Annotated in this window: 10 protein-coding genes; 5 read left to right on the top strand and 5 right to left on the bottom strand. The window is 73.1% G+C overall.

Annotated elements, in window-relative coordinates; all coding sequences use genetic code 11:
- Window positions 1-27: 27 nt before the first annotated feature.
- The 5 genes from ACFU7Y_RS00405 to ACFU7Y_RS00385 form a co-directional block, all read right to left on the bottom strand.
- Entirely contained in the window at window positions 28-1,290 is a 1,263-nt protein-coding gene (locus tag ACFU7Y_RS00405) for a serine hydrolase (protein ID WP_224273775.1), read from the bottom strand.
- Window positions 1,287-10,415 carry an amino acid adenylation domain-containing protein gene (locus ACFU7Y_RS00400; RefSeq protein ID WP_380765734.1) on the bottom strand — a complete coding sequence of 3,043 codons (9,129 nt, stop codon included), beginning with the start codon at window positions 10,413-10,415 and terminating at the stop codon, window positions 1,287-1,289. The genes ACFU7Y_RS00405 and ACFU7Y_RS00400 overlap by 4 nt, the downstream gene beginning before the upstream one ends.
- A 17-nt stretch (window positions 10,416-10,432) precedes the next feature.
- A complete protein-coding gene (locus ACFU7Y_RS00395) occupies window positions 10,433-15,334 on the bottom strand; it encodes an amino acid adenylation domain-containing protein (RefSeq protein ID WP_380765732.1) in 4,902 nt (1,633 codons plus the stop codon).
- Between the two features lie 192 nt (window positions 15,335-15,526).
- A complete protein-coding gene (locus tag ACFU7Y_RS00390; protein WP_224273769.1) occupies window positions 15,527-18,118 on the bottom strand; it encodes an FtsX-like permease family protein in 2,592 nt (863 codons plus the stop codon).
- On the bottom strand, window positions 18,112-18,822 hold the full coding sequence (locus ACFU7Y_RS00385) for an ABC transporter ATP-binding protein (RefSeq protein WP_380765729.1): 711 nt from the start codon (window positions 18,820-18,822) through the stop codon (window positions 18,112-18,114). The genes ACFU7Y_RS00390 and ACFU7Y_RS00385 overlap by 7 nt, the downstream gene beginning before the upstream one ends.
- 875 nt (window positions 18,823-19,697) lie before the next feature.
- Here ACFU7Y_RS00385 and ACFU7Y_RS00380 point away from each other — a divergent pair.
- The 5 genes from ACFU7Y_RS00380 to mppR all read left to right on the top strand — a co-directional run bounded on the left by ACFU7Y_RS00380 (window position 19,698) and on the right by mppR (window position 25,125).
- Entirely contained in the window at window positions 19,698-20,726 is a 1,029-nt protein-coding gene (locus tag ACFU7Y_RS00380) for a methyltransferase (RefSeq protein WP_380765727.1), read from the top strand.
- Window positions 20,723-21,898, top strand: coding sequence for a tryptophan 2,3-dioxygenase family protein (locus tag ACFU7Y_RS00375; RefSeq protein ID WP_380765725.1), 1,176 nt, complete (start codon window positions 20,723-20,725; stop codon window positions 21,896-21,898). The genes ACFU7Y_RS00380 and ACFU7Y_RS00375 overlap by 4 nt, the downstream gene beginning before the upstream one ends.
- A 103-nt stretch (window positions 21,899-22,001) precedes the next feature.
- Window positions 22,002-23,153, top strand: a complete 1,152-nt coding sequence (gene mppP, locus ACFU7Y_RS00370) for an enduracididine biosynthesis enzyme MppP (protein WP_224273763.1) — start codon at window positions 22,002-22,004, stop codon at window positions 23,151-23,153.
- The gene (locus tag ACFU7Y_RS00365; protein ID WP_224273761.1) at window positions 23,153-24,331 is read left to right on the top strand and encodes an aminotransferase class I/II-fold pyridoxal phosphate-dependent enzyme; all 1,179 of its coding nucleotides are present in this window, start codon (window positions 23,153-23,155) and stop codon (window positions 24,329-24,331) included. The genes mppP and ACFU7Y_RS00365 overlap by 1 nt, the downstream gene beginning before the upstream one ends.
- Window positions 24,328-25,125 (top strand): enduracididine biosynthesis enzyme MppR, encoded by a 798-nt coding sequence (gene mppR / locus ACFU7Y_RS00360; RefSeq protein WP_224273754.1) that lies wholly within the window; start codon window positions 24,328-24,330, stop codon window positions 25,123-25,125. The genes ACFU7Y_RS00365 and mppR overlap by 4 nt, the downstream gene beginning before the upstream one ends.
- Window positions 25,126-25,151: the final 26 nt, after the last annotated feature.

Here is a 25,151-nt window from a genome sequence, read left to right as displayed (position 1 = left end):
GAACGGGCCCGCCGCTTTCGGCGTGCGCTACTTCTGCCGGACGCAGAGCCTTCCGGTGATCTGCACACGGTCGACGTCACCGGTCACCGGGTCGCGCAGGAACCGCCCGAGGTACGGCATCGCCGCGCGCGCACCGCCGTCCGAGGGCGTGCGGAAGGAGAGGTCCCTGCCGACCAGGAGCCGGACCGGCTCCGCTCCGGCGATCGAGAGCAGGAGGTCACCGCCGTCGGCCTCGACCCGGCACGACCAGTCGCCGTTCGCGTAGTCCCCCGCGCACTGCGGCGGCGCCGGCACGGACTCGACGCCGGTCGTGTCCCGAGGATGGTCGCCGACCTCCAGGCCGGTTTCACCCAGCCGCCCGAGCAGCGACTCCCACAGCCGCGCGCCGGTGCTGCCGTTGGCGGTCAGCGCCACCACGGTCCCCGTCGCCGGGTTCGCGCGCAGGTGGCTCCACGCGCCGTCGCCGGTGCCGTCGTGGCCGAACCAGCCCCCGTACCGCGACCATCCGGCACCCCAGCCGCCCGCCAGCCCGTAGGCGTCCACGGCGAGCCCCTCCGTGACGTCCTCGCGCATCGATCGCGCCGTCGCGGCGTCCAGCAGGCCCGCGCCCGGGCCGAGACCCAGGTGCGCGGCACCGAACACCGCAATGTCGCGGGCGGAGAGGCTCAGGCCGGCGGCCGGGTCCTCCAGCGGCGGTACGGACTGCTCCCGGATGGGCCGGGCCGGGGCGTCCGGCCGTACCAGATGGCCCGGGGCGATCGGCGCCGCGGCGTCGTACCCCAGCGGGCGCAGCAGCATCGCGTCCATGGCCTCCGCCCAGTCCAGCCCGGTGATCTCCTCGACCAGGCGGCCGGCGATCAGGTAGCCCGGGTTGGAGTAGGAGAAGACCGTGCCCGGCTCGTGCACGGCCAGCTCGGACGCGTGCCGGGCGAGCCACCGGGCGCGGGTGGTTCCGGGCGGCAGCTCAGCGGTGTTGGCCGCCAGGCCCGCGGTGTGGCTGAGCGCCTGTCGCAGCGTGAACTCCGGGCCCGCGCGCAGCTCGCCCAACTGCTCCGCCAGGGACTCGTCCAGGTCCACGTCGCCGTCGGCGACCAGCAGGGCCGCGAGCGTCGCGGTGAACGCCTTGGTGAGCGATCCGAGCGGGAACGCCGTCGCGACCGTCACCGGCCGTCCCGACCCGGCCTCCTCCTCACCGGTCTCCGCCGTGAGGAGGTGGCCGTCGCGCCAGATCGCCAGCTGCGCGCCGGGCACGCCGTGCCGGAGCGCGAGCTCCGTGAGCAACTCGTTCATCGGGCATCCTCCGTTCCGAGGGCCGGGTCGCACAGGCGGGCGATCGAGCGCAGGGCCGCCACCAGTTCGGAGCCGACCCGCTCGATCGTCCCGGGCTCGTGCAGGTTGACGGAGTAGTAGAGGTCGAAGCCGAGCCGGCCGCCCTCGACCGCGCCGACCACCTCCAGCGCCTGCTCGACCAGCTCGCGGTCGTCCTGCTCCTGGCCGATCTCCTCGTGGAAGGCGTGGAACAGCGAGCGGTCGGCCGTCCGGGTGATCTCCTCGGTCTGGCTGTGGTAGTTGAACGACACCGCGGGGGGCGCGTGCTCCCCCGACGGCGTGCCGTGCCCGGCGAGGTGGCGCAGCGCGCCGTAGCCGATGCCGTTGCCGGGGACGGCGCGCAGGCAGCGGCGCACCGACCGCACGACGGCGGGCCAGTCGGCCTCGTCGCCGGTCCGTCCGGGCACCTCCAGCGCGACGGGGTACGAGCTGGTGAACCACCCGACGGTGCGGGAGAGGTCGATGTCGTCGAAGATCTCCTCGCGTCCGTGGCCCTCCATCTCGATCACCAGTCGGTCGTCGCCGGACCAGCGGCACATCGTCCAGGCCAGCGCGGAGAGCAGCACGTCGCTGACCCGGGCGCGGAACTTGCCCGGTGCCACGTGCAGCAGCGCCGCGGTCTCGTCCTGCTCCAGCCGCACCGGCATGATCCGCCGCGACGACACCACGTTCGGTCCGGGGCCGTCGGTCGGCAGCGGCGCCGCCTCGGGCACCGCGTCCCAGTGCGCGGCCTGGTCGGCGAAGCCGCCGTCCGCCGCGTGCGCCGCGAAGCGGGTGGCCCACTGCCGGAACGAGGAGGTCTTGGCTCCGAGGTCGATCGGCTCGCCGTCGAGCGCCTGCCGGTAGGCGAGGTCCAGGTCGTGGTTGATGACCCGCCACGACACGGCGTCGATCACGAGGTGGTGCACGGTCAGGTGCAGGTGCGCCCGCCGGTCCGCGCCGAGGTCGAACAGGACCGCCCGCAGCAACGGCCCTTCGGTCAGGTCGAAGCTCGTGTCGGCCACCGCGGCGAGCCGGTCCATGGCCGGGAGCAGCTCCTCGTCGGGCAGCCCCGAGAGGTCGTGGCGCTCGAACAGCTCGCCGGTCTCGGCCGCGAGGTTCCACTGCGACCAGTGGCCCTGCTCGTCGAGTTCGTACCGCATCCGCAGCGCGTCGTGGTGCGCGACGACCGCCTCGATCGCGGCGCGCAGCGCCGCCTCGTGGACGTCCGCCGCGAGCTCGACGTGGATCGACTGGACGAGGTGCTGCGGGGCGGCCGTGTTGCGCGCGAAGAACGCGTGCTGGATCGGGGTGAGCGGCACCTCGCCGGCCTCGGCCTCCTGGGTGGCCTCGACCTGGCGGTCCTGGCCGGCGGCGGCGACGAGCTGTTCGACGGTCGGGTGGCGGAACAGGTCGCTGGAGGAGACCTGCAGTCCCGCCCGGCGGCTCTTGAACACGACCTGGATGCTGAGGATCGAGTCGCCGCCGAGGTCGAAGAAGTCGTCGGTGACCCCGACCCGCTCCACGCCGAGCGTCTCGGCCCAGATCGCGGCCATCGTGCGCTCGTCGGAGGTGCGGGGCTCCACCGTGGCCCGGCCGGCCGCAGTGGTCGTGGGCTCCGGCAGGGCGCGCCGGTCGACCTTGCCGTGCGCGGTGAGCGGCATCTGCTCCAGCCGGACGATCGCGGCCGGGACCATGTACTCGGGCAGGCTGGCGGCGAGGTACGCGGTCAGTTCGGCCGGGTCCTGCTCGGAGATCACGTACCCGACGAGACGCCGGCGGCCCGGCTGGTCCTCGCGGACGACGACGGTCGCCCTCGCCACGTCCGGGTGGCGGGTCAGCGCCTGCTCGATCTCGCCGAGCTCGATGCGGTAGCCGCGCAGCTTCACCTGGTCGTCGGTACGGCCGACGAACTCCAGCGTGCCGTCGGGCCGCCAGCGCATCAGGTCGCCGGTGCGGTACATCCGGGAACCGGGCGCCCCGAAGGGGTCCGCCAGGAAGCGTTCGGCGGTCAGCCCGGGGCGGCCCCGGTAGCCGCGGCACACGCCGTCCCCGGCGAGGTACGCCTCCCCGGCCACGCCCACCGGCACCGGCTGCAGGTCCCGGTCGAGCAGGTAGACCCGGGCGTCCGCGGTCGGCCGGCCGACCGGGACGGTCCCTCCGTACTGCCCGTCGCGCTCGACCGGGAAGCAGGTCGAGGTCACCGAGCACTCGGTGGGCCCGTACTCGTTGACGATCCGCAGGTCGGGCAGCCGGTCGAGGACGCGGGCGCAGTGCGGTGCGGACAGCGCCTCACCGCCGACCACGACCGTGCGCACCCCGGCGAGGATTCCCGGGTCGGTGTCGGCGACGGCGTGGAAGAAGCCCGCCGCGAACGAGATGGCCTCCACCTCGTTGTCGCGCAGGAACTTGTCGAGCTCGTCGACCGAGCGGAAGTCGCCGGGCCGCACGGCCAGGCACGCGCCGCTCAGCAGCGCCTGCCACAGCTCGTTCTGCGCGGCGTCGAACGAGATCGAGTGGTGCTGGGCGATCGTCGTGGCGTCGCCGAAGGTGTGCTCGCCCGCGGCGCGCACCAGACGGACGAGGCCGCGGTGGGTGACCATGCTGGCCTTGGGCGCGCCGGTCGAGCCCGAGGTGTAGACGAGCACGGCGAGGTTGTCCGGGACGGTGCGCGAGGGCAGCGGCGCGACGACGGGCTCCGGCCGCAGCTCGTCGACCAGCAGGATCTCGGCGTCGGTCGGCGGCAGGCCGGGCGCGAGCGCGGCGCTGGTCAGCATCACCGGCACGCCCGAGTCGCGGAAGAGGTAGGTGAGACGCTCGGACGGGTACCCGGGGTCGAGCGGCACGTACGCACCGCCCGCCTTGAGGACGCCGAGCATGGCGGTGATCATCTCGGCGCCACCCGGCAGGCAGATGCCCACCGGCACCTCCGGACCGACGCCCCGGCCGACGAGATCGTGGGCGAGCCGGTCGGAGCAGGCGTCCAGCTCGGCGTAGGTGAGCCGGGTGTCGCTGGCGACGACCGCGAGCCGGTCGGGGTGCTCGCGCGCGACCTCCGTGAAGAGCTCGTGCAGGCACCGTTCGGGGTAGCCGGACAGGGTTCCGTTGAACTCCTCGATCAGCCGGTCGAGTTCGGCGCCGCGGACCATCGGCAGGTCCCGCAGGGTGGTGCTGCCGGGTGCCGCCACCATCGCGTCGAGCATGCCGAGCAGGTGATCGGCGAAGCGGCCCGCGGTGGCGTCGTCGAACAGCCGCGGGTCGTAGCCGAGCCGCATGTGGAGTCCGTCCACCAGGTGTGCCACGCAGGTGAGCGGGAAGTTCGACGTCTCCAGGCCCGCCAACGACCGGACCCCCAGGCCGTGGCGCTCGGCGGCGTTCTCGTCGTACGGGAAGTTCTCGAAGACCACGCAGCTGTCGAAGAGGTCGGTGCCCGCCGGGATCGCGGCCCAGTTCCGGACCTGGGCGAGCGAGACGTACTCGAACTGGCGGCCGTCGACCTGCTGCTCCTGGATCTCGCGCAGCCAGGTGCGCAGGTCGCTGTCGGGCGAGACGGTCAGCCGGGCGGGCAGCGTGTTGATGAACAGGCCGACCATCTCGTCCGAGCCCGGCAGGTCGGCGGGCCGGCCGCCCACCGTGGTGCCGAAGCAGACCTGCCGGTCGCCGCTGTACCGGGACAGCAGCAGGGCCCAGGCGCCCTGGATCAGGGTGTTGACGGTGACCCGGGCCTCCCGGGCGAAGCTCTCCAGCCGCCCGGTCTCCTCCGCCGTGAGCACGAGGTCGAGGTGGCCGGTGTCGCGGGACTGGTGCGAGCGCAGCGGCGGCCGGTCGTACGGCAGCACGGTGGGTGCGGAGAACCCGGCGAGCAGGCCGGTCCAGTACGTCTGCGCCGCGGCGGTGTCCTGCTCGCCGAGCCAGCGCACGTACTCGCGGAACGGGCGGCGCGGGCGCGGCGGGTCGACCTCGCGTCCGCTGAGCGCGGCGTGCTCCACGAAGACCTCGTTGAGCACGTCGGCGAAGCTCCAGCCGTCGAGGAGCAGGTGGTGCGACGAGCAGCGCAGGTGAACGCTGGACGCGGAGAGCCGGGCCAGGTGCAGTCGCAGCAGCGGCGGCCGCGACAGGTCGAGCGGCTCGCCCGGGGCCTCGGCCAGCAGGCGGATGCGCTCCTGCTGCTGTGCCTCGGTCAGCTCCGACCAGTCCTCGATGACGACGGGCACGCGCACGTCCCGGTGGACCACCTGCAGGGGGCGTCCGCCCTCGGCGTCGGCGATCGCGGTACGCAGCACGGGCGTGCGGTCGACGACCCGCTGCCACGCCTCGGCCAGCACGGCGGGGTCGGTGACCCCGTCGAGGACCAGCCCGAGGTGGGTGAAGTAGATGTCGTCCTCGTGCGCGTCGAGCGAGTGGAACAGCAGGCCGCTCTGCATCGGCGTGAGCGGGTAGACGTCCTCGACCGCGCGGCCGTCCCCGGCGATCCGGTCGACGCCGGCCTGGTCGAGCCCGGCGAGCGGGAAGTCGGACGGGGTGCAGCCGCCGGCCTGGGCGCAGTGCGCCACGATGTCGGCGAGCGCGGCGGTGAACCGCGCCGCGAGGCCGGCGATCGTCGCCTCGTCGTGCAGCGCGGCCGAGTACTCCCAGGAGAACTCGATCCGGCCGTCACGGACCATCCCGGTGACCTCCAGGCGGTTCGGACGGGCCAGGTCGGCACTGCGGTCCGGTACCGGGCTGGGCTGCCAGCCGCGCAGCAGGCCGTCGCCGGTGGCCACGTCGAAGTGGCCGTGGTAGTTGAAGCCGACCTGGCAGCGGCCGCCGCCCAGCCCGGCGCCCTCGGTCAGGTAGCGCAGGGCGCCGTACCCGATGCCGGCCTCGGGGACCGCGCGCAGGGTCTCCTTGACGGCCTTGAGCCGGGTGCCCCAGTCCTCGCCCGGCACGGGCAGCACGACCGGGAAGAGCGTGGTGAACCAGCCCGCCGTGCGGGACAGGTCGACGTCGTCGAAGAGGTTCTCGCGGCCGTGGCCCTCCAGTTCGACCGCGACGGCCTCGCCGCCGGACCAGTCGGCCAGCACCGCCGCGAGCGCGGTCAGCAGCACGTCGTTGATCTGGGTGCGGTACGCCGCCGGCACGTCCCGCAGCAGCGCGCGGGTCAGCTCGGCGTCGAGACTGGCCTCGACCGTACGGGCGTGCGCGAGCGTGTCCGGTGCCGTGCGGTCGACCGGCAGCGGCGGGCATGCGGCGGACGCGGCCTCGACGGCCTGCCAGTACGGTCGCTCGCCGTCGAAGCGGCCGGATCCGGCCGCCTCGGTCAGCCGCATCGACCATTCCCGGAAGCCGGTGGACTTCTCCGGCAGGCCGGCTCGCAGACCCTGCACCGCCTGCTCGTAGGCGAGTTCCAGGTCGGAGAGCAGCACGCGCCAGGTGACCCCGTCGACGACGAGGTGGTGCACCGTGACGAACAGCCGGTCGGGCTCGGGTGCACCGGAGAAGTGCACCGCGCCGAGCAGGGGGCCGGCGTCGAGCCGGAAGCCCGCCTGGGCCGCCGTGACCGCCTCGTGGACCGCCCGCTCGCGGGCCTGGGCGTCGAGGCCGGACAGGTCGACCGTGCGGAACGGCTCGCCCGTCTCGGCGACCGCGCAGTGCTGCCGCCAGGCGCCGTCGGTGCGCACGGCGCGCAGCCGCAGCGCGTCGTGGTGGTCGAGCAGCGCCGTCACCGCCGTGCGCAGGGCGGCCGGGTCGGTGCCGGGCGCGAGCTCGACGAACATCGACTGGTTGAAGTGGACGGCGCCCTCGGGGTACTGCTCGAAGAACCAGTGCTGCACCGGGGTGAGCGGCACGTCCCCGACCGCGGTGGCGGCCGCCTGCGGCGCCGGCTGGTCCGCGGCCCGGACGACGGCGGCCAGGTCGGCGACGGTCTGGTGCAGGAAGATCTGCTTGGCGGTCAGGCGCAGGCCGGCCCGCCGTGCCTTCGACACGACCTGCAGTCCGACGATCGAGTCGCCGCCGAGCTCGAAGAAGTTGTCGCTGACCCCGACCGAGCCGGGCTGGAGGCCCAGCACCTCGGCCCAGATCGCGGCGAGCGCGGCCTCGGTGTCGTTGCGCGGCGGTACGTGGTTCCCGGCGGCGTGGTCGGTGGTCGCCGGCGCCGGCAGCGCCTTGCGGTCGAGCGTGCCGCTCGGCGTCATCGGCAGCTCGTCGAGGACGACGAGTGCGGAGGGTACGGCCGGGTCGGGCACGATCCCGGCGAGGAACGCGCGCAGCTCGGTGAGGGTGGGCGCGGTACCGTCCGCGACCAGGTAGCCGACGAGCCGGTCACGGCCGCCCGTGTCGGGTCGCACCGCGGCGGCCGCGGCCGCGATGCCGGGGTGGCGCAGCAGGGCGGCCTCGACCTCGCCGAGCTCCACCCGGAAGCCGCGGACCTTGACCTGGTCGTCCGCACGGCCGAGGTACTCCAGGTTGCCGTCGGGCCGCCATCGCCCGACGTCGCCGGTGCGGTAGAGCCGTCCGTCGGTGAACGGGTCGTCGATGAAGCGCTGCGCGGTGAGCTCGGGCCGGTTCCAGTACCCCTGTGCCACCCCGTCACCGCCGATGCAGATCTCGCCGGGCACGCCGACGGGAACGGGACGCAGCAGGGCGTCGAGCACGTACGTGCGGGTGTTGCCCAGCGGCCGGCCGATCGGCACGACCGCCGTGTCGCCCAGCGCGTCGGGCCGCAGCCGGTACGTCGTGGAGTCCACGGTGGTCTCCGTGGCGCCGTAGTTGTTCGTGACGACGGCGTCGGACGGGAGCAGCTCCAGGGTCGCGGCCGCGTCGCCGGCCAGCCACGCTTCCGAACCGACCGCGAGGACGCGCAGCGAGTCCGCCCGGTGGCCGGCCCAGGACAGTTCCTGGGCGACCGCCTTGGCCAGCGACGGGGTGGTCACCAGCAGCTGCGGGCGGACCTCGGTGATCAGCGCGGCCAGTGCGGGCGGGTCGGTGATCACCTCTGCCGGGCAGATCACCATCTCGCCGCCGTACATCGCGGACATCAGGAAGTCACCGAGGAACAGGTCCACGGCGAGGCTGGACACCGACAGGCTGCGGCCCCGCAGTCCGGTCAGGTCGTAGCGGGCGTCCCAGGCGCGCATCATGTGTTCGGCGTTGCGGTGGCTGACCATCACGCCCTTGGGGCGGCCGGTCGAGCCGGAGGTGTAGACGACGTACGCGAGGTCGTCCGGCCCGACGGCCGTGGTGGGCGCCGTGGCGGGGTGGCGGGCGATCGCGTCCTGGTCGGTGTCGAGGCGGATCGTGGTCCAGGGGCCTTCGCCCACCGCCGCCGAGTCGGTGATCAGCACCGGGGCGGCGGCGTCACCGAGCATCATGGCCAGCCGCTGCGCGGGGTGCTCGGGGTCGAGCGGCACGAACGCGCCACCGGCCTTGAGGACGGCCAGCAGCGCGACCATCGCGTCCACGCCGCGGTCGAGGCAGACGCCGGTCAGCACGCCCGGGCGGACGCCGGCCGCGACCAGGTGGTGCGCGAGCCGGTTGGCCCGCGCGTCCAGCTCGGCGAAGGTGAGCCGCTCGCTGCTGTCGCTCACCGCGACGGAGTCGGGCGTCCGGGCCGCCTGCTCGTCGAAGATCCGGTGCAGGGTCCGGGCGTCCGGTACCGCGATGGCCGGTCCCTGCCAGTCGGCGGTGAGCGTGTGCAGCTCGTCGGCCGGCAGCATGGACAGGCCGGCGAGCGGCACCTCGGGCTCGTCGGTCACCGCGCGCAGCAGGGTGACGAGGTGGCCGCCGAGCCGCTCGACGGTCGCCCGGTCGAACAGGTCGGTGCTGTACTCCAGGTAGCAGACGAGCGAGGAGGCGTCCTCGTAGAAGTCGAGCGTGAGGTCCAGCTTCGCGACGTCGACCGGCGGTTGGATCTCGGTGACGTCCAGCCCCTGGAAGGCCGGCAGCGTGTCGGCCAGGTTCTGCAGGTTGACCATCACCTGCACCAGCGGCGGCCGGGACGGGTCCCGGTCGGGCCGCAGCGTGTCGACGAGCCGCTGGAAGGGGACCTCGTCGTGGGCGAAGGCGTCGAGCAGGCCGGTGCGCACCCGGCCGAGCAGCTCCGTGAACGACAGCGACTCCTCCACCTGGGAACGCAGCACCACGGTGTTGATGAAGGTGCCGATCAGGTTCTCCAGCTCGGGCCGCTGCCGGCCCAGGGTGACCGTGCCGACCGCCACGTCGGGCTCGTCGCAGTACCGGGCCAGCAGCACCTTCGTGACCGTGACCAGGGCCATGAACAGCGTCGCGTCACGCCCACGGCTCAGCTCCCGCAGGCGGTTCAGCACGTCGGCGGGGATCTCCACCGGCAGGGTCGCGCCCGCGGGCGTACGGACGGGCGGCCTCGGCCGGTCGGTGGGCAGGTCGGCCGTGCGCATGCCCGCGAGCCGGTCGCGCCAGTAGCCGAGCTGCTCGTCGAGCGTGGCGGACCGCTCGCGCTCCCAGACGGCGAAGTCGGCGTACTGCACGGGCAGGGGCGACAGGGACGCCGCCACGCCGCCGACCGCCTCGTCGTAGGCGGCGGCCAGCTCGCCGAGCAGCCGCCCGGTCGACCAGCCGTCGCAGACGATGTGGTGCGTGCCCAGCACGAGCACGTGGTCGTCGGCGTCCACGCGCAGCAGGGTGGCCCGCAGCAGCGGTCCGTGGCGCAGGTCGAACGGGGTGTTCAGCTCCGCCGCGAGGAAGCGCTCGATCGCGGGCACGGCGTCGGGCCCTGACACGTCGACGGTCGGCAACGGCCGGTCGGTGTGCTCGTGCACGATCTGGACGCCACGGCCGTCGACCGCGTCGAACGTGGTGCGCAGCATCTCGTGCCGGCGCACGACCTGGTCGAGCGCGGCGCCGAGCGCAGCGGTGTCGAGCTCGCCGCGCAGCCGCAGCGCGCGCAGCGAGTTGTACTCGGCACTGTCCGGTTCCAACTCGGCGGAGAACCAGAGCCGCTCCTGCGCCGACGACATCGGCAGCAGGCCGTCACGGGGGGCGGCGGGGATCGGCAGCTCCGCGGGCGCGGACTGGCCGGCGAGGCGGCGCAGCAGCTCCGCCCGCAGGTGCGCCGGTACGGACGCGAGCATCTCGTCGGGCTGGGTCATCTGCATTCCTTCCAAGGTCAGATCCGGCCGGGCGCTTCGGCGCCGGAGGCGGCAATCAGGCTCGCGATGATCCGCTGCTGGACGACCGCGGCGAGGTCTCTCACGTGGCGGTGCTCGAACAGGTCTCGCGGGGAGAGCGGCACGTCGAACGCGGTGCGCATGCGGACGGCAAGGCGGATCGCGTTGATCGAGTCGCCGCCGAGGTCGAAGAAGCTGTCGTGCGCGCCCACCCGGGGCACGTCCAGCACCTCGCCCCAGATCCGGCAGACGGCCTCCTCGGTGGGGTTGGCCGGCGCCACGTACGAGTCCTCGTCCGGACGGAGCCCCGCCGCGGGCAGCGCCGCCCGGTCGAGCTTGCCGTTGCGGTTGATCGGCAGCACCGCCAGCGACACCACGGCGGCCGGAACCATGTAGGCGGGCACGTGCTGGGCGACGTGTGCGCGCAGCTCGTCCGCGGTCGGTTCGCCGGAGCGGGGCACGACGTACGCGACGAGCCGCTTGCCGGCCCCGTCGGCCTGGACGACGACCGCGGCCTCGGCCACCGCCTCGTGCCGCAGCAGCACGTTCTCGACCTCGCGCGGCTCCACCCGGAAGCCGCGGATCTTGACCTGGTCGTCCGCCCGGCCGGCGAACTCCAGCGTGCCGTCCCGGTTCCAGCGGACCAGGTCGCCGGTGCGGTACAGCCGGGCGCCCGGCGCGCCGAACGGGTCGGCCACGAAGCGCTCCGCGGTGAGGTCCGGCCGCCCGATGTATCCGCGGCCCACGCCGGCGCCGCCGAGGTAGAGCTCTCCCGTGACGCCGGGCGGCACGGGGCGCAGCCGGTCGTCGAGGACGTGGACGCTGGTGTTGGGGATCGGCCTGCCGATCGGGACGTTGTCGTACCGGGCACCGGGCTCGACGGCGAACAGCGTCGCGGCGACCGCGCATTCGCTGGGACCGTAACCGTTGAGCAGGCGGCGGCCGGGCGACCACGCGGTGGCGAGGTCCGGGGTGAGGACCTCGCCGCCGCACAGGATGGACTCCAGATTCGGCAGCGCCGCCGGGTCGAGCACCGGCAGGACGGTCGGCGGCCCGGTGACCGCGGTGACGTCGGCCTCGCGCAGCTGCTCGATCAGTTCGGCACCGCTGTAGGTCCCGGCGGTCACGGGAGCGACCAGCGTGGCGCCGCCCGCGAGCGTGCTCAACAGGACGAGCGAGGCGGCGTCGAAGCTCATCGGGGAGAGCTGGTAGATCCGGCTGCCGGGGCGCACGTGCAGGGGGACGACCGCCTCGATGGTGTTGACCATGGACCGGTGCTCGACCATGGTGCCCTTGGGCTTCCCGGTCGAACCCGAGGTGTAGACGGTGAACACGAGGTCGCGGGGGCTGCCGTGGTCGGGCGGGGCGGTCGCCGGCCGGGCGGCGACGGCGGGCCAGTCCTCGTCGAGCAGGACGAGCGGGGTCGCCGTGCCCGCGAAGACGTCGACGTGGCTGGTGTGGGTGAGCACGACCGCCGGGCGCGCTTCCTCCAGGATCGCGGCGGCGCGCTGGGCCGGGTAGTCGGGGTCGATCGGCACGTACGCGCCGCCGGCCTTGAGCGTGCCGAGGACGCCGACGACCAGGTCGGGGCCGCGCTCGACGGACACACCGACGAGCACGTCCGGCCCGACGCCGAGGCCGACCAGGTGGTGGGCGAGCCGGTTGGAGCGCTCCTCGACCTCCGCGTAGGTGAGCCGGTGGTCGCCCCGCTCGATCGCGACGGTGTCCGGCCACCGGGCGGCGCGCTCGCTGATGAGCTGGTGCATGCGCCGCTCGATGGAGTACTCGGAGGCAGCGGCCACGCCCCACTCACCGAGGACGAGTTCCCGCTCGGCGGCGGTCAGCGCGGTCACGTCGCCGACGCTCGGCGCGGACCCGTCGGCCAGCTTGTCCAGCACCGTGATCAGCCGCGCGGCGACCCGCTCCACGGTGTCCGGCTCGAAGACCGTCTCGTCGTAGAGCAGCCGCATGACCAGCGACTCGCCGGGGAACACGCTCAGCGCCAGCGGATAGCCCGTGGCGAACTCGACGTCGAACGCGCGGACCACCGACCGGTCGAACGGGTAGTTCTGGAAGACCACGGCCGTGTCGAACAGCGCGGTCCCGGGCGCCACGTCGGCGAAGGACTGCACGCGGTTCAGCGGGGCGTACGCGAACTCGCGCGCCGCGGCCTGCTCGCGCTGCAACTCCGCGAGCCAGGGCAGGGTCTGCTCGTCGTCACCGACCCGGACCCGGACGGGCTGGCTGTTGATCATCATGCCGACCATCGACTCGACGCCGGGCAGCTCCGCCGGCCGCACCGCCATGCTCGTGCCGAAGCAGACGTCGGTCTCGCCGCTCAGGCGCGCCAGCAGGATCGCCCACGCGCCCTGGACCAGGGTGTTGGGGGTCAGCCCGGTGCGCCGCGCGCACGCGGAGAGCCGCGCGGCCGTCTCCGCCGGAACCGTCACCTGCACCGATCGCCTCGCCGTGGGCCGGTGGCCCTCGGGCGGCTGCCGGTCGCCGGGCACGGACACCGGACTCGTGAAGCCGGCCATCCGGCCGCGCCAGTAGTCGTCGGCGGCGGTCAGGTCCTGGTCCGCAAGCCAGCGGACGAAGTCCTGGAACGGCGGCCGCGGCCGCACCGGCTCGCCGCGGTACCCGTCGAGCACGTCCTGCAGCAGTTCCGCGGCGCTCCACCCGTCGGTGAGCACGTGGTGCATCGTCCAGACGAGCTCGACGGAGTCCGGGCCGAGCCGCACGATCGTGACCCGGCTCAGCGGTGCCCGGGTGAGGTCGACGCCGGCGGCGCGGTCGGCGTCGAGCAGCTCCCGCAGCCGCACGGGGTGCTCCGCCTCCGGCAGGGCGCTCCAGTCGAGGTGGGTCACCGGCAGCGTGACCTCGTCCCGGACGACCTGCACGGGCTCCTCGACCTCGGCCCAGCGCAGCTCGGTGCGGAGCACCGCGTGGCGTTCCGTGGCCTCCTGCCAGACCCGGCCGAGACGGTCGGGGTCGGTGACGTCGCCGAGCCGGACGACGAGCTGGAGCAGGTGCAGCGACGGGTCGTCGAGCATGAGGGTCTCGAAGAGCATGCCGCTCTGCATGGAGGTCAACGGGTAGCTGCCCGTCCGCTGCGCCTCGTGTCGTGCCGCCGGGGCTTCGTCGAGCCGCGTCGCCGCGCCGGCCAGCGCCTCGACGGTCGGGTGGGCGAAGACGTCGGTCGTGCTCAGCACGAGGCCCTTGGCCCGCGCCCGCGCGACGATCTTCATGGTCAGCACGGAGTCGCCGCCGAGGGCGAAGAAGTCGTCTCGCGCGCCGACCCGTTCGACGCCGAGCGTCTCGGCCCAGATCGCGGCGAGCTCACGCTCGGTGTCCGTGCGCGGCTCGCGGTACTCCTGGTCGTCGGCCGGGGGCTCGGGCAGCGCGGACCGGTCCACCTTGCCGTTCGCGTTGATCGGCAGCCGGTCCATCCAGACGACGCGCGCGGGCACCATGTAGCTCGGCAGGCGCTCGGCCAGCCGGTCGAGCAGCTCGCCCTCGGCGAGCGGGCTCGGCCCCGTCGGGTACGCGACGATGCTGCGCGTGGCGCCGCTCTCCCGCACCATCACGACGACGTCGGTGACGCCGGGGCAGTCGCGCAACGCGGCCTCGATCTCGCCCAGTTCGATCCGGAACCCGCGGATCTTGACCTGGTGGTCGGCACGGCCGAGGAACTCGATGAGCCCGTCCTCGGTCAGCCGCACCCGGTCGCCGGTGCGGTAGAGGCGGCCGCCGGGGACGAACGGGTTCGCCACGAAGCGCTCGGCGGTCAGCGCGGGGCGTCCGAGGTAGCCGCGCCCGGTGCCGTCGCCGGCCAGGTACAGCTCGCCGTCCGCGCCCGCGCCGACGGCCCGCAGCCGCTCGTCGAGCACGTACGCCTCGGAGTCGTCCAGGGCCGTGCCGATCACCGCGGCCCGGGTGGGCTCGCCGCCCGGCGCCATCCGGTGCGCGGTGGCGCACACCGTGATCTCGGTCGGCCCGTACACGTTGACGACCGTGGTGTCCGGGCAGGCGCGCCGCGCCTGCTCGATGGCGGTCGCCGACGGCGTCTCGCCACCGGTCCACACCTCGCGCACCCCCGCGAAGCAGTCGGGCTGCTCCTCGGCGAAGAGCCGGAACAGCGCCGCGGTCAGGAAGACGCCGTCGAAGCCGTGCTCGGCGATGAGCCCGGCCAGCCCCGGGGCGGTCAGCTCGTCGGACGCGATGACGACGCGGCCTCCGTTGAGCAGCGGCACCCAGATCTCGAACGTGGAGGCGTCGAACGCGAGCGGCGCGTTGAACATCGTGCCGCGGCCGAAAGCGGCGCGGACGTGGGGTTCCCGGGCGAGCGCCAGGATGTTGCGGTGGGTGACGGACACGCCCTTGGGCCAGCCGGTCGAGCCCGAGGTGTGGATGACGTACGCGAGCTGCTCCTCGTCGACGCTCACGCGCGGGGCGTCGGGGCGCCGGCCCGGGTCCGCGCCGTCCACGACGAGCACGGACGGCCCGGCGGTGGCCGCCCGGTCGGCGGTCGACCGGTCGGCGATCAGCACCACCGCGTCGGTCCCGGCGAGCAGCCGGCGGACCCGCTCGTCGGGGTAGCTCTCGTGCATCGGCACGTAGACCCCGCCCGCCTTGAGCACGGCGAGCAGGGCGACAACGGTCTCCGGCGAGTGGCCCGAACGGCCCATCAGCATGCCGACCCGCGACTCGGCGCCCACCCCGGCGGCGACCAGGAGGTGGGCCAGGTGGTTGGCGCGCTCGTCCAACTCGCCGTACGTGAGGGTCCGGTCGGCGTCGACGACCGCGGGCGCGTCCGGGTCCCGCCGGGCGTGCGCGGCGACGACATGGTGGACCGTCCGGCCCTCCGGGTCGGCGGGTGCGTTGTCAAAACCGTGGGACATGCTCGGCCCTCCACTAGAGACACGCGTGGCGCGCGGATCTGTCGACGGTCGAGCTTGGCGTGCGGAGGGGTACCGGCTCCACGTTCTTGAGCGGTGAGGAAACTGCCCGCTCGGTGGGGGTCCCGGTGGGGACGCGCGAAACAGGTGAGGCGTGGCCGAAGCCACGCCTCACCTGCTACAAGCGGTCGTACGTCACTCGGGCCGCGAGATCGCCTCCACGGCCGGCGGACGCAGTGCGAGCCGGGCCGGCAGCATCACGGCGGGCCAGGCGATCGCCACGGCCGCGGTCACGATGCCGAGGTACATCAGCGGCGGGATGGAGGGGAACACGGAGTGCCGGATCGCGTAGCTCATCCCGATCAGCGACGGCAGCGCCGCGATCGTGCCGACGACGATCGCGCACAGCGCGATGATGCCCGCCTCCTGGCGCATCATCGACCGGACCTGGCTGGTACGGGTGCCGACGAGGCGCAGCAGGGCGAACTCGCCCCGCCGCGAGATCGTCGCCATGACCAGCGTGTTGACGACGGCGATGGCGAGGTAGCCGAGCAGGACGGCGTTGAGCATGAGGCTGACCCCGCTGGCGCCCGAATCGGTCGGTGCGACGGTGACCGCCGCGGCGTCCTGCACGCTCAGCGTCGGGTACGGCTTCAGCGCCGCGCTCAGGTCCGCCTTCGGATCGGAGTTCACCATCAGCCACTGATCGAGGTGGTCGGTGCTGTGCGCGATGACCACGTCGTTGGGCAGCGTGATATCGCCGAAGCCGAGCCCGTTCTCGTAGACCGCGACCACCTTGGCCTTCTCGACGGTGCCGTCGCCGAGGTGCACCTCGACGGTGCCGCCCACGTCGGCGCCGACCGTGCCGGAGACGATGCGGCTGAGCGCGACCGTGTCTCCGGTGAGACCGCCGAGGTCGCCGCGCAGAACGTCCAGCTTCATGGTGTCCGGTACGGCCGCCGGGTCGACGCCCTGCGCCGAGGTGATCCGGTACTGGATGCCGTCGCCGTCGGGCCAGGTGAGGATCGTCGAGGTCCGGGCGACCGGGCCGACCGTGCGGACGCCGGGGACCTTTCGGAGCTCGTCGACCAGGCCGGGTGAGATCCCCGCGCTGTCGGAGGTCACCACGTGGTCGGCGATCACGCCGTCGACCAGCTGGTCCTGCGCGGTCGCGGCGAGCGTCGTGGCGCCGAAGAGCTGGGCGGACGCCATGGTCACGCCCATGATCAGCGGGGTGGTGGCGGCGCTGAGCCGGCGGGCCCGGGCCCGGGAGTTGGCGATCGCGAGGAACCGGGTGACGCCGCCCGGGCGACGGCCGAGCAGCGCCGCGATGCCGCCGAACAGCTTCGGTCCGAGCAGGCCGACGGCGATCACCAGGAGCAGCGCGGAGCTGGCGGCGCCTTCGATGGCCGACTCGCCGGGCAGCACGATCGGCAGCACGACCGCGACGGCCAGGCCCCCGGGCACGAGCAGCAGGCCGAGCGTGAGCCGGACCCAGCCGAGCTTCTTCGACTCCACGGCCACGTCGCCGAGCGCCTCGACGGCACTGACCTTCGCGGCCCGCCGGGCCGCCAGCCAGCCGCCGACCCGGGCCGCGAGGACGCAGACCAGCACGGCGAACAGCACCGGCAGCGGCGTGATCTCCAGGGAGAATCCGGCCGGCAGCACGCCGGCCGACGTGAACACGGAGTGCAGCAGCAGGGCGAGCAGGATGCCGGGGACGGCGCCGAGCACGGCGCCGATCCCGCCGACGAGCACGGCCTCGCCGCCGATCATCCGCAGCACCTGCCGCGGGGTGGCACCGACGGCGCGCAGCAGGGCCAGCTCGCGGCGGCGCTGCTGCACCTGCAGGGCCAGCGTGCCGGAGACCACGATGACCACGAGCATGATCATGGTGGCGCCGAAGGCGCTGGCCACCTCGATGACGAAGGACCGCGACTGCCCGATGTCGAGCGTCTCGACATCGCTGCGGTCGTCGCCGGTGTAGGTCTCCACGCCGGGCACGGCCTTCTTGATCCGGTCGGCGAGGTCGCCCGCGTCGGTCCCGTTCGCGGCCAGCACGCCGACGGCGTCGATCTTGCCGGGCAGGTCGTAGAGCCGCGCCGCCCGGTCGTCGGTGAAGAAGACCGCGGACTGCCGGTCGAACGAGACCCCGGGCTCGGCGACGCCGCTGACGTGGTACGACTCCGGCTTCGACCCGGCCACCAGCGTGACCGTGTCCCCGGCGCCGACGCCGGCCCGCTTGGCGAGGTCGCTGTCGAGCACGACGTCGTCGGCCGCTTGCGGCTGGGAGCCCGAGCGCAGCGTGAACGGTGCCAGCACCGAGGCGGACCAGCCGTGCCCGTACACGGGCGGGCCGTCGAGGACGGAGTCCTTCTTCAGGACGGTCATCCGGACACTGGTGTCCGCGACCGCGGATTCGACGCCCTTGACCGCGGCGACCTTGGCGACCGTGTCGTCGGGCAGCCGGACCCGCTCGGAGAGCCGCGGGTCCGAATCGCCGTCGACGGGCATGGCCTGGTAGCCGCCGACGACGACGGCCGCCTTGTGGTACCGCTCGGCCGGGACTCCCGAGCTGAGACCGGTCTCCAGCAGCGCGCCACAGGCGGTGATCACGGCGGAGCCGACCGCGACGGCGATCAGCACCGCCGCGAAGCCGCCCTTGCGGCCGCGGATCGTGCTCCAGGCCAGCGAGAGGTTCTCGCGCGAGAGCGTCTTGACCTTCTTCTTGGCCTTGACGCCCGCCGGCGGATCGGCCGCCTTGGCCTTGCTCTTACGGCTCACCACTCACCCAGCCTGGTCATCCGGTCGGCCACCTGGTCCGGCGTCGGCCGGACGAGTTCGCCGGCCAGTCGGCCGTCGGCCAGGAAGGTCACCGAGTCCGCATGCGAGGCGGCGACCGGGTCGTGGGTCACCATCACCACGGTCTGGCCGGTCTGGTCGACGACCCCCCGCAGCAGTTGCAGGACCTGCTTGCCGGTACGTGTGTCGAGCGCGCCCGTCGGCTCGTCGGCGAAGATCACGTCGGGTTCCGTGATGAGGGCGCGGGCGATGGCCACCCGCTGCCGCTGACCGCCGGAGAGCTGCCCGGGGTAGCGGTCGCCCATGTCGGCGAGCCCGACGTTCGCCAGCTCGGCGTTCACCCGGTCCATCGGAACCGGTTCGCCGGCCAACCGGAACGGCAGGCCCACGTTGTCGGCGATGGTGAGCGAGTCGAGCAGGTTGTACGCCTGGAAGACGAACCCGACCCGTTCCCGCCGGATCTCGGTGAGCTGCTCCTCGTCCAGGCCGACCAGGCGGGTGTCGCCGAGGGTCACGCCGCCCTTCGTGGGTTGGTCGAGACCCGCCGAACAGTGCAGGAACGTACTCTTACCCGAGCCGGAGGGACCCATGATCGCGACGAACGTCCCGCGCCGCACGCCTATCGTCACGTCGTCCAAAGCGGTGACCACATTACGACCGGAACCGTAAGTCTTCGTCACGGATTCCAACAAGAGAGCATATCCGCTACTCACTTCACACCCTTCCCCCTTTTGCGGGGAACCGTACCGTCCGGCGCCCTCGCCGATCAACCCGACTCTGGCGGAAAAACGATTTTTGGCCGTGCTCCGACGGAGCTCGAATAACGGCTCCCACCTGCGCTTCTCCTATCAGGCCCGGCTCCCCCCGGTCGGCCGCACGGCCGAATCTCGACGTTCGACACGACAAACGTTCGACGCCTGTTCACGGCACCGACCCCGCCGCGCCGGCGGCACACCGCACGGCCCCGGCCGCCGCACGGGAGCGGTCCGGCCACAAACCACCGGGGCCCGGGGCGGCACCCGCGGCCCGCACGGGGGCACCGGAGGCGCGAACCCGGTCCCGGAACCTCCGCGGGCCCCGCTCCCACGAGGCATCCGCACGCCCACGTCCGCCTGACGTGCCGTCACCGCACGGATCCACCGGCCGATCCGCACCCGGGTCGCCGCGTCCGGTGCGGCCGACCGGCCGACCTCACGGGACGCTCCGGCGGCACCCGCCCTTCGCCGCCGACCGCGCCCTGCCCGCCCACGACCAAGGAACCCGGAGACCCCCACCCGGGCATCGGGCCCCAGCCGTACCCGCCGGGCGACCGGCAGCCGACGGATCGTGAACCACGGCCCGGAGCGCGAGACCCGGAAAGCGGCTCCGAGCTGCGGGTTTCACTCTGCGGGCAACAAGATGGCCGGTCCGTCGCACACGCCGAAATACTTCTCGACGTCCCGGGGGCTTTCCACCGCACCGGGCAATGGGCCTGCCACGGCCCGGAAATATCGGCGGCCGCGTCGAGAATTTCCGCACCGACAGCGCTTGACAATCCCCCCTGCATCGATGGGCAGCGAAAACAATGATTCCTGCGGACCTGGAACACGCCGTCTACGGAATGTACGCCACCCACGCTCTGCACGTCGCGGACCGGCACGGTGTCTTCGAGCACCTGACCCGGCACAGCGGCGACAGCGCCGGGAAGATCGCGGCCGCCCTGGCCGTCGACGAGGACACCCTCGAACGGCTCCTGCTGGTGCTGTCCTCCTTCGGCGTCCTCGACGCCGACGGCGGGCGCTACACACTCGCGGCGGACGTGCGGCCCTACGTCGACCGCGATGACCCCCGCTACCTGATGGGATTCGTCGACCACCTGATCGGCGACACCGCCGACCAGTTCGGACGGCTGAACGGCTACCTGCACAAGGGCAAGGCCGAGACCGACCGGGACACGCCGGCCCCGTTCGAGGCCATCTACCGCGACGACGAGTCGGTGGGCCGCTTCCTGAAGGCGATGTGGGGCCTCAGCCACCACGTCTCGCACGAGCTCGCCGCCCTGGCCGACCTGGGCGACGCCCGGCAGCTGATCGACGTCGGCGGAGCGAGCGGGCCCTTCTCGGTGGCCGCCCTGCAGGCCTTCCCGCAGCTGCGCTCGACCGTGTTCGACCTTCCCCAGGTCGGTCCGCACCTGGCCGCGCGGGCCACCGAACACGGGCTCGGCGACCGGCTGGAGTTCGCGGCCGGCGACTTCTTCCGCGACCCGCTACCAACGGGCGACTGCTTCGCCTTCGGCTACATCCTGTCCGACTGGGACGACGAGACCTGCGTGACGCTGCTGCGCAAGGCGCACGACGCGTGCCTCCCCGGCGGCCGGGTCCTGATCATGGAGCGGCTCTTCGACGACGACCGCGGCGGCCCGCTCGCCACGGCCGTCATGAACCTCTCCATGCACGTCGAGACCGAGGGCCGGCACCGCACCGCGGCCGAGTACCTGGACCTGCTGCGTCGGGCCGGCTTCGCGGACGGCACGGTCCGGCGCTCCAGCGGCGACAAGCACCTGGTCATCGGCCTGCGCGCCGGCAGAGACACCGAGAGAGCGACCGAGCGGTGAGCCCCTTCAGAGCCCTCGCCCCGGCCCCCTCGCGGGAACTGCCCGCGGCCTGCGCCGAACTGGCCGCCTGGCTGCACGCCACGCCCCTCGCCGAGCTGCCCGACGACGAGATCCTCGGGCTGTCCGAGCGCTACGACGAGGCCGTGGCCGGGCCCGACACCGACGAGAACGAGATCCTGCGACTGCTGACCCGACCGTTCAGCCGACGCCTCGACATACCCGAGTACTACCGCTACACCGGGCTGCACGTGGCCGGCTGGTACTTCGCCCGGCGGGAGGACGCGTACGAGGCGGGCCTGATGCTGCTGCACGCGCTCATGACCGACCTGATCGCGCTGGAGGAGCGTGAGGCCGGGCTGCACGAGACCACGGTCGAGGAGGGCGCGGAACGCGTGCGCCGTCTGAAGGCCGTGCTCGACCACCTGGACCGGTCCCCCGTCGGCCCGGACCGCACCATGGCGAGCGCCGGTCTGGTCCGGCTCGCCGGCGACGACGACGCGCTGGTCCACGACCTGACGGTGGTCAACCGCTGTTCGGGGTTCCGCCGGTCTGACAAGCACGACGAGCACATCTTCATGCGCGCCGTGCAGGCCTGCGAGATCGGCTTCTTCCTCATCCGCTGGACCGCACGCCGCGCGACCGAGGCCGTCGGCCGCGACCGCGACGAGTACGTCCTGCGGATGGGCCAGCTCACCTGGGCGGCCGAGCTGCTGAACGTCGTCTTCCACGCACTGCGGACGCTGACCCCGGAGCTGTTCATGGGCTTCCGGGATGCGACCGGGAGCGCCAGCGCGGTCCAGTCGCTCAACTACCACCTGATGGAGCTGGTGGTGTACGGCTACGACGAACGGAAGATCGACACCTACCGGCGCTTCGAGCACCTGGCCCCGATCAACGACCTGCTGCTCCGCGCGTTCACGTCCCTGCGGGACGCCGCGGGCGGCTCCCAAGACCCCGACGTGCGCGAGGCGTTCGCCGCGAGCGAGACGCCGCTGCACGTCTGGCGCGGCCGGCACTACGGATTCGGCCGCCGCTATCTGCCGGACACCCCTGGGTCCGGCGGCACCGAGGGTGCCGGTTACCTCAAACGCTTCGTCGGAAAGTCCGGGTTGCCTTCCGGTGACCTTGTCGACGATGTCGAGCAATTGCTCACCCGTTTCGCCTTCTGCTGACAGAGGGTCATTTCGATTCCTATCCCGGCGCTCGCGCCGGTGAGTCCCGGCAACCGCCGTGGCTCCAAGCACACTTCGCCACACACTCATATGAGAGGTGCTTGTGAACAGAATTCCGTCGAAGGTCTCCGCGGAGAACCTGACCCAATTCGAGACGCTCGCCCTGAACAGTTCGATGAACCTCGCCGACGGGCACGCCCGCCAGCAGCTCACGCCCGCGCAGGCCAAGGTCATCGCCGAGCTGCCGGACCTGTGGGCCGAGGCCGTCATGCGCCCGGTGGCCGAGATCGAGCAGGAGGCCGCCGACTCGTTCTTCGGCATGCTCGGCCAGCACAGCCACCCGTTCGCCGCCGGGCGGACGCTGCCGTGCTACTCCTCCTCGCTGGCGATGGAGATCCTGGCCCGCTCGCTGGTCACCACGTCCGACGCGGTGGCGCTGCTCCACCCCACGTTCGACAACATCCCCGACATCCTGCGCGGGGTCGGCCTTCGGCTGATCCCGGTCGAGGAGGAGCAGGCCCACGACGACGACCTGCCGACGGAGCTGCTGGAGCAGGTCGGCTGCGTCTTCATCACCACGCCGAACAACCCCACCGGCCGGGTGATGACCGCGGAGCGCCTGACCAGGCTCGCCGAGCAGTGCGCCGAGCACAACGTGGTGCTGGCCCTGGACACCTCGTTCCGCGGCTTCGACCCCGCCGCGCAGTTCGACCACTACGCCATCCTCGACGCGAGCGGCTGCCGCTGGGTGGTCATCGAGGACACCGGCAAGCTGTGGCCCACGCTCGAACTCAAGATCGGCTGGCTGGTCCGCTCGGAGAACGTGGACCTGCCGATCGAGAAGATCCACTCGGACATCCTGCTCGGCACCTCGCCGCTGATCATGCTCATGGTGAAGCGGTTCGCCGACGACGGGGCGGACGGCGGCCTCGCCGACCTGCAGCGCACGATCGCCGAGAACCGGGCCCTGGTGCGTGCCGAGCTCGCGGGCGTGCCCGACATCAGCTTCATCGACGAGGATGCCCGCACCAGCGTGGAGCGCGTGCACGTCGGCTCGCGGCTGGCACTGGACGTCTGGTCGGCGGTCAGCTCGCAGAACCTCTACGTGCTGCCCTGCCAGAAGTTCCACTGGGCGCGGCCGGAGGAGGGCGACCGGATGCTGCGCATCGCGCTGTCCCGGAACCCCTCCACCCTGCTCGCGGGCGCCCGGGTGCTGCGCGCGGCTCTGCTGGACACCCCGGGGCAGCAGGGCTGATGGTTCCACCGAACACGACGGTCTCGCCGCTCCCGCACGCCCGTTGGTGGCGTGCGGGGGTGGTGCAGGCCGTCTCCCCGCCCGGCGTCATCGACCTGGGGCCCGGCTACCTCGAACCGAGCCTGCTGCCGGTCGACGAGGTGCTTCCGCTCTACGCGGAGGCCCTCACCGAGTTCGGCCCCGCGGCGCTCAGTTACGGCGCCAACGCCGGGGCCGAGCCGCTGCGCGCCCTGCTGGCCGCCCGGCACGGCTGCACGGCCGACGAGGTCATGGTCACCGCCGGCACCTCGCAGGCGCTGACCCTGCTGTGCACCGTCCTGGGCCGGCCCGGCCGGTCCGTCGTGGTCGAGCGCACGTGCTACGACCTGGGCCGGAGCATCATGACCGACCACGGTCTGCGCCTGCGTGAGGTGGACGCCGACGGTGAGGGCGTGCGGCCGCAGGCGCTGGACCAGGCCCTGTCCCAGGGCGACGACGTGGCGTTCGTCTACCTGACGCCGACCTTCCACAACCCGACCGGCACGGTCGCGGGCACATCGCGGCGCCGCCAGCTGCTCGCGGTCGCCGCCCGGCACGGCGTGCCGATCGTCGAGGACGACGCGTACACGGAACTGGCCCTGGACCGCACCACCCCGCCGCCCTCGCTCGCCGCACTGGCCGGCCGGCGGGGCGTGATCCGGCTCGGGTCGTTCGCCAAGACACTCGGGCCGGGCCTTCGACTGGGCTGGTTGGAGGCCGAACCGGACCTGGTCGAGACGCTGACCAACCGCGGACAGCTGGTCAGCGGCGGATCGCTCAACCACCTGACCTCGCTGGCCGTGGCCATGCTGATGGGGGACGGCCGCTACGACCGGCGCCTGTCGTGGCTGCGGGACCAGCTCCGGCTGCGGCGCGAGACCCTCGTGGCCGCCCTGCGGGCCGGCCTGGGCGAGTCGGTGACCATCGACCGTCCGGCCGGCGGATTCTTCGTCTGGCTGACCTTCGACCCGCGGCGCAGCGAGGCGTCGTTGCTCGCCGCTGCCGACCGGGCAGGCGTCGCGGTGGCACCGGGCTCCCGCTACGGCAGCACGCCCGGCACCCACGTGCGGCTCGCGTACAGCTTCAACCCGCCCGACCGTCTGGCGGAGGCGGCCGCGCGGCTCGCCGCCGCCTGGAGAAACGAGGAAACCCTTCGATGACCAGTTCCGTCGTCAGCAGCCTGCGTGGCTACAGCCTTCCGCTGTCCCCGTCCGGCACCTCGTCCACGCTGACTCCTCCGCCGTGGCACTTCTCCGGCGAGGTCGTCATGGTCGACTACCGCGTGGATCCGGAGGCGGCGGCGCGGTTCCTCCCGCCCGAGCTCGACCTCGGCGCCGATCCGGGGCAGGCCGCCGCGGTCTTCGCGCACTGGCAGTGGTGCTCGGAGCCGGGCACCGAGCTGGCCGAGCCGGGTGCCAGCCAGTTCAGTGAGTTCCTGATCCTGCTCGGCTGCGAGTACCGCGGCCGCCGCCTGGCCCGGTGCCCGTACGCCTGGGTCGACCAGCCCGTACCGCTGCTGCGCGGCTGGGTGCAGGGAATGCCGAAGCAGTTCGGCGAGGTGCACCAGACCCGGCCGATGCGCGTCGGCAAGGCGGGTCCCCTGGGCTCCGCCGCGGGCACGTACCACGGCACCGCCTCGACGGGCGGCCGCCGGATCGCCCAGGCCTCGGTGAGCGTGACCGCCCCGGCCGCCGAGCCGCCGGCGCTGCACACCGTGCCGCTGGTGCACAGCCGGGTCCAGCCGCGGTGGATCGACGGTGAGGAGCCCGACCTCGGGCTGGTGACCTCGACCGTCACGGGGGTCGAGTTCTCGGAGGTGTGGTCGGGCGACGCGACCCTTGAGATCTTCGACGCGCTCGACGAGGACTTCGCCTCGCTGCGGCCGGTCGAGGTCGGGCGCGGCCACGTCTTCGGATACGCCGAGACGCTCGTCTCCGGCCAGGCGCTCGCCTGAAACCCGTCCCCCCGAAGGAGCACACG

This window comes from Kitasatospora sp. NPDC057542, assembly GCF_042801945.1.
Classification (GTDB): Bacteria; Actinomycetota; Actinomycetes; order Streptomycetales; family Streptomycetaceae; genus Kitasatospora.
Note: the sequence above shows the minus strand (reverse complement) of the source record. Positions and strands in the feature narration are given on the sequence as shown.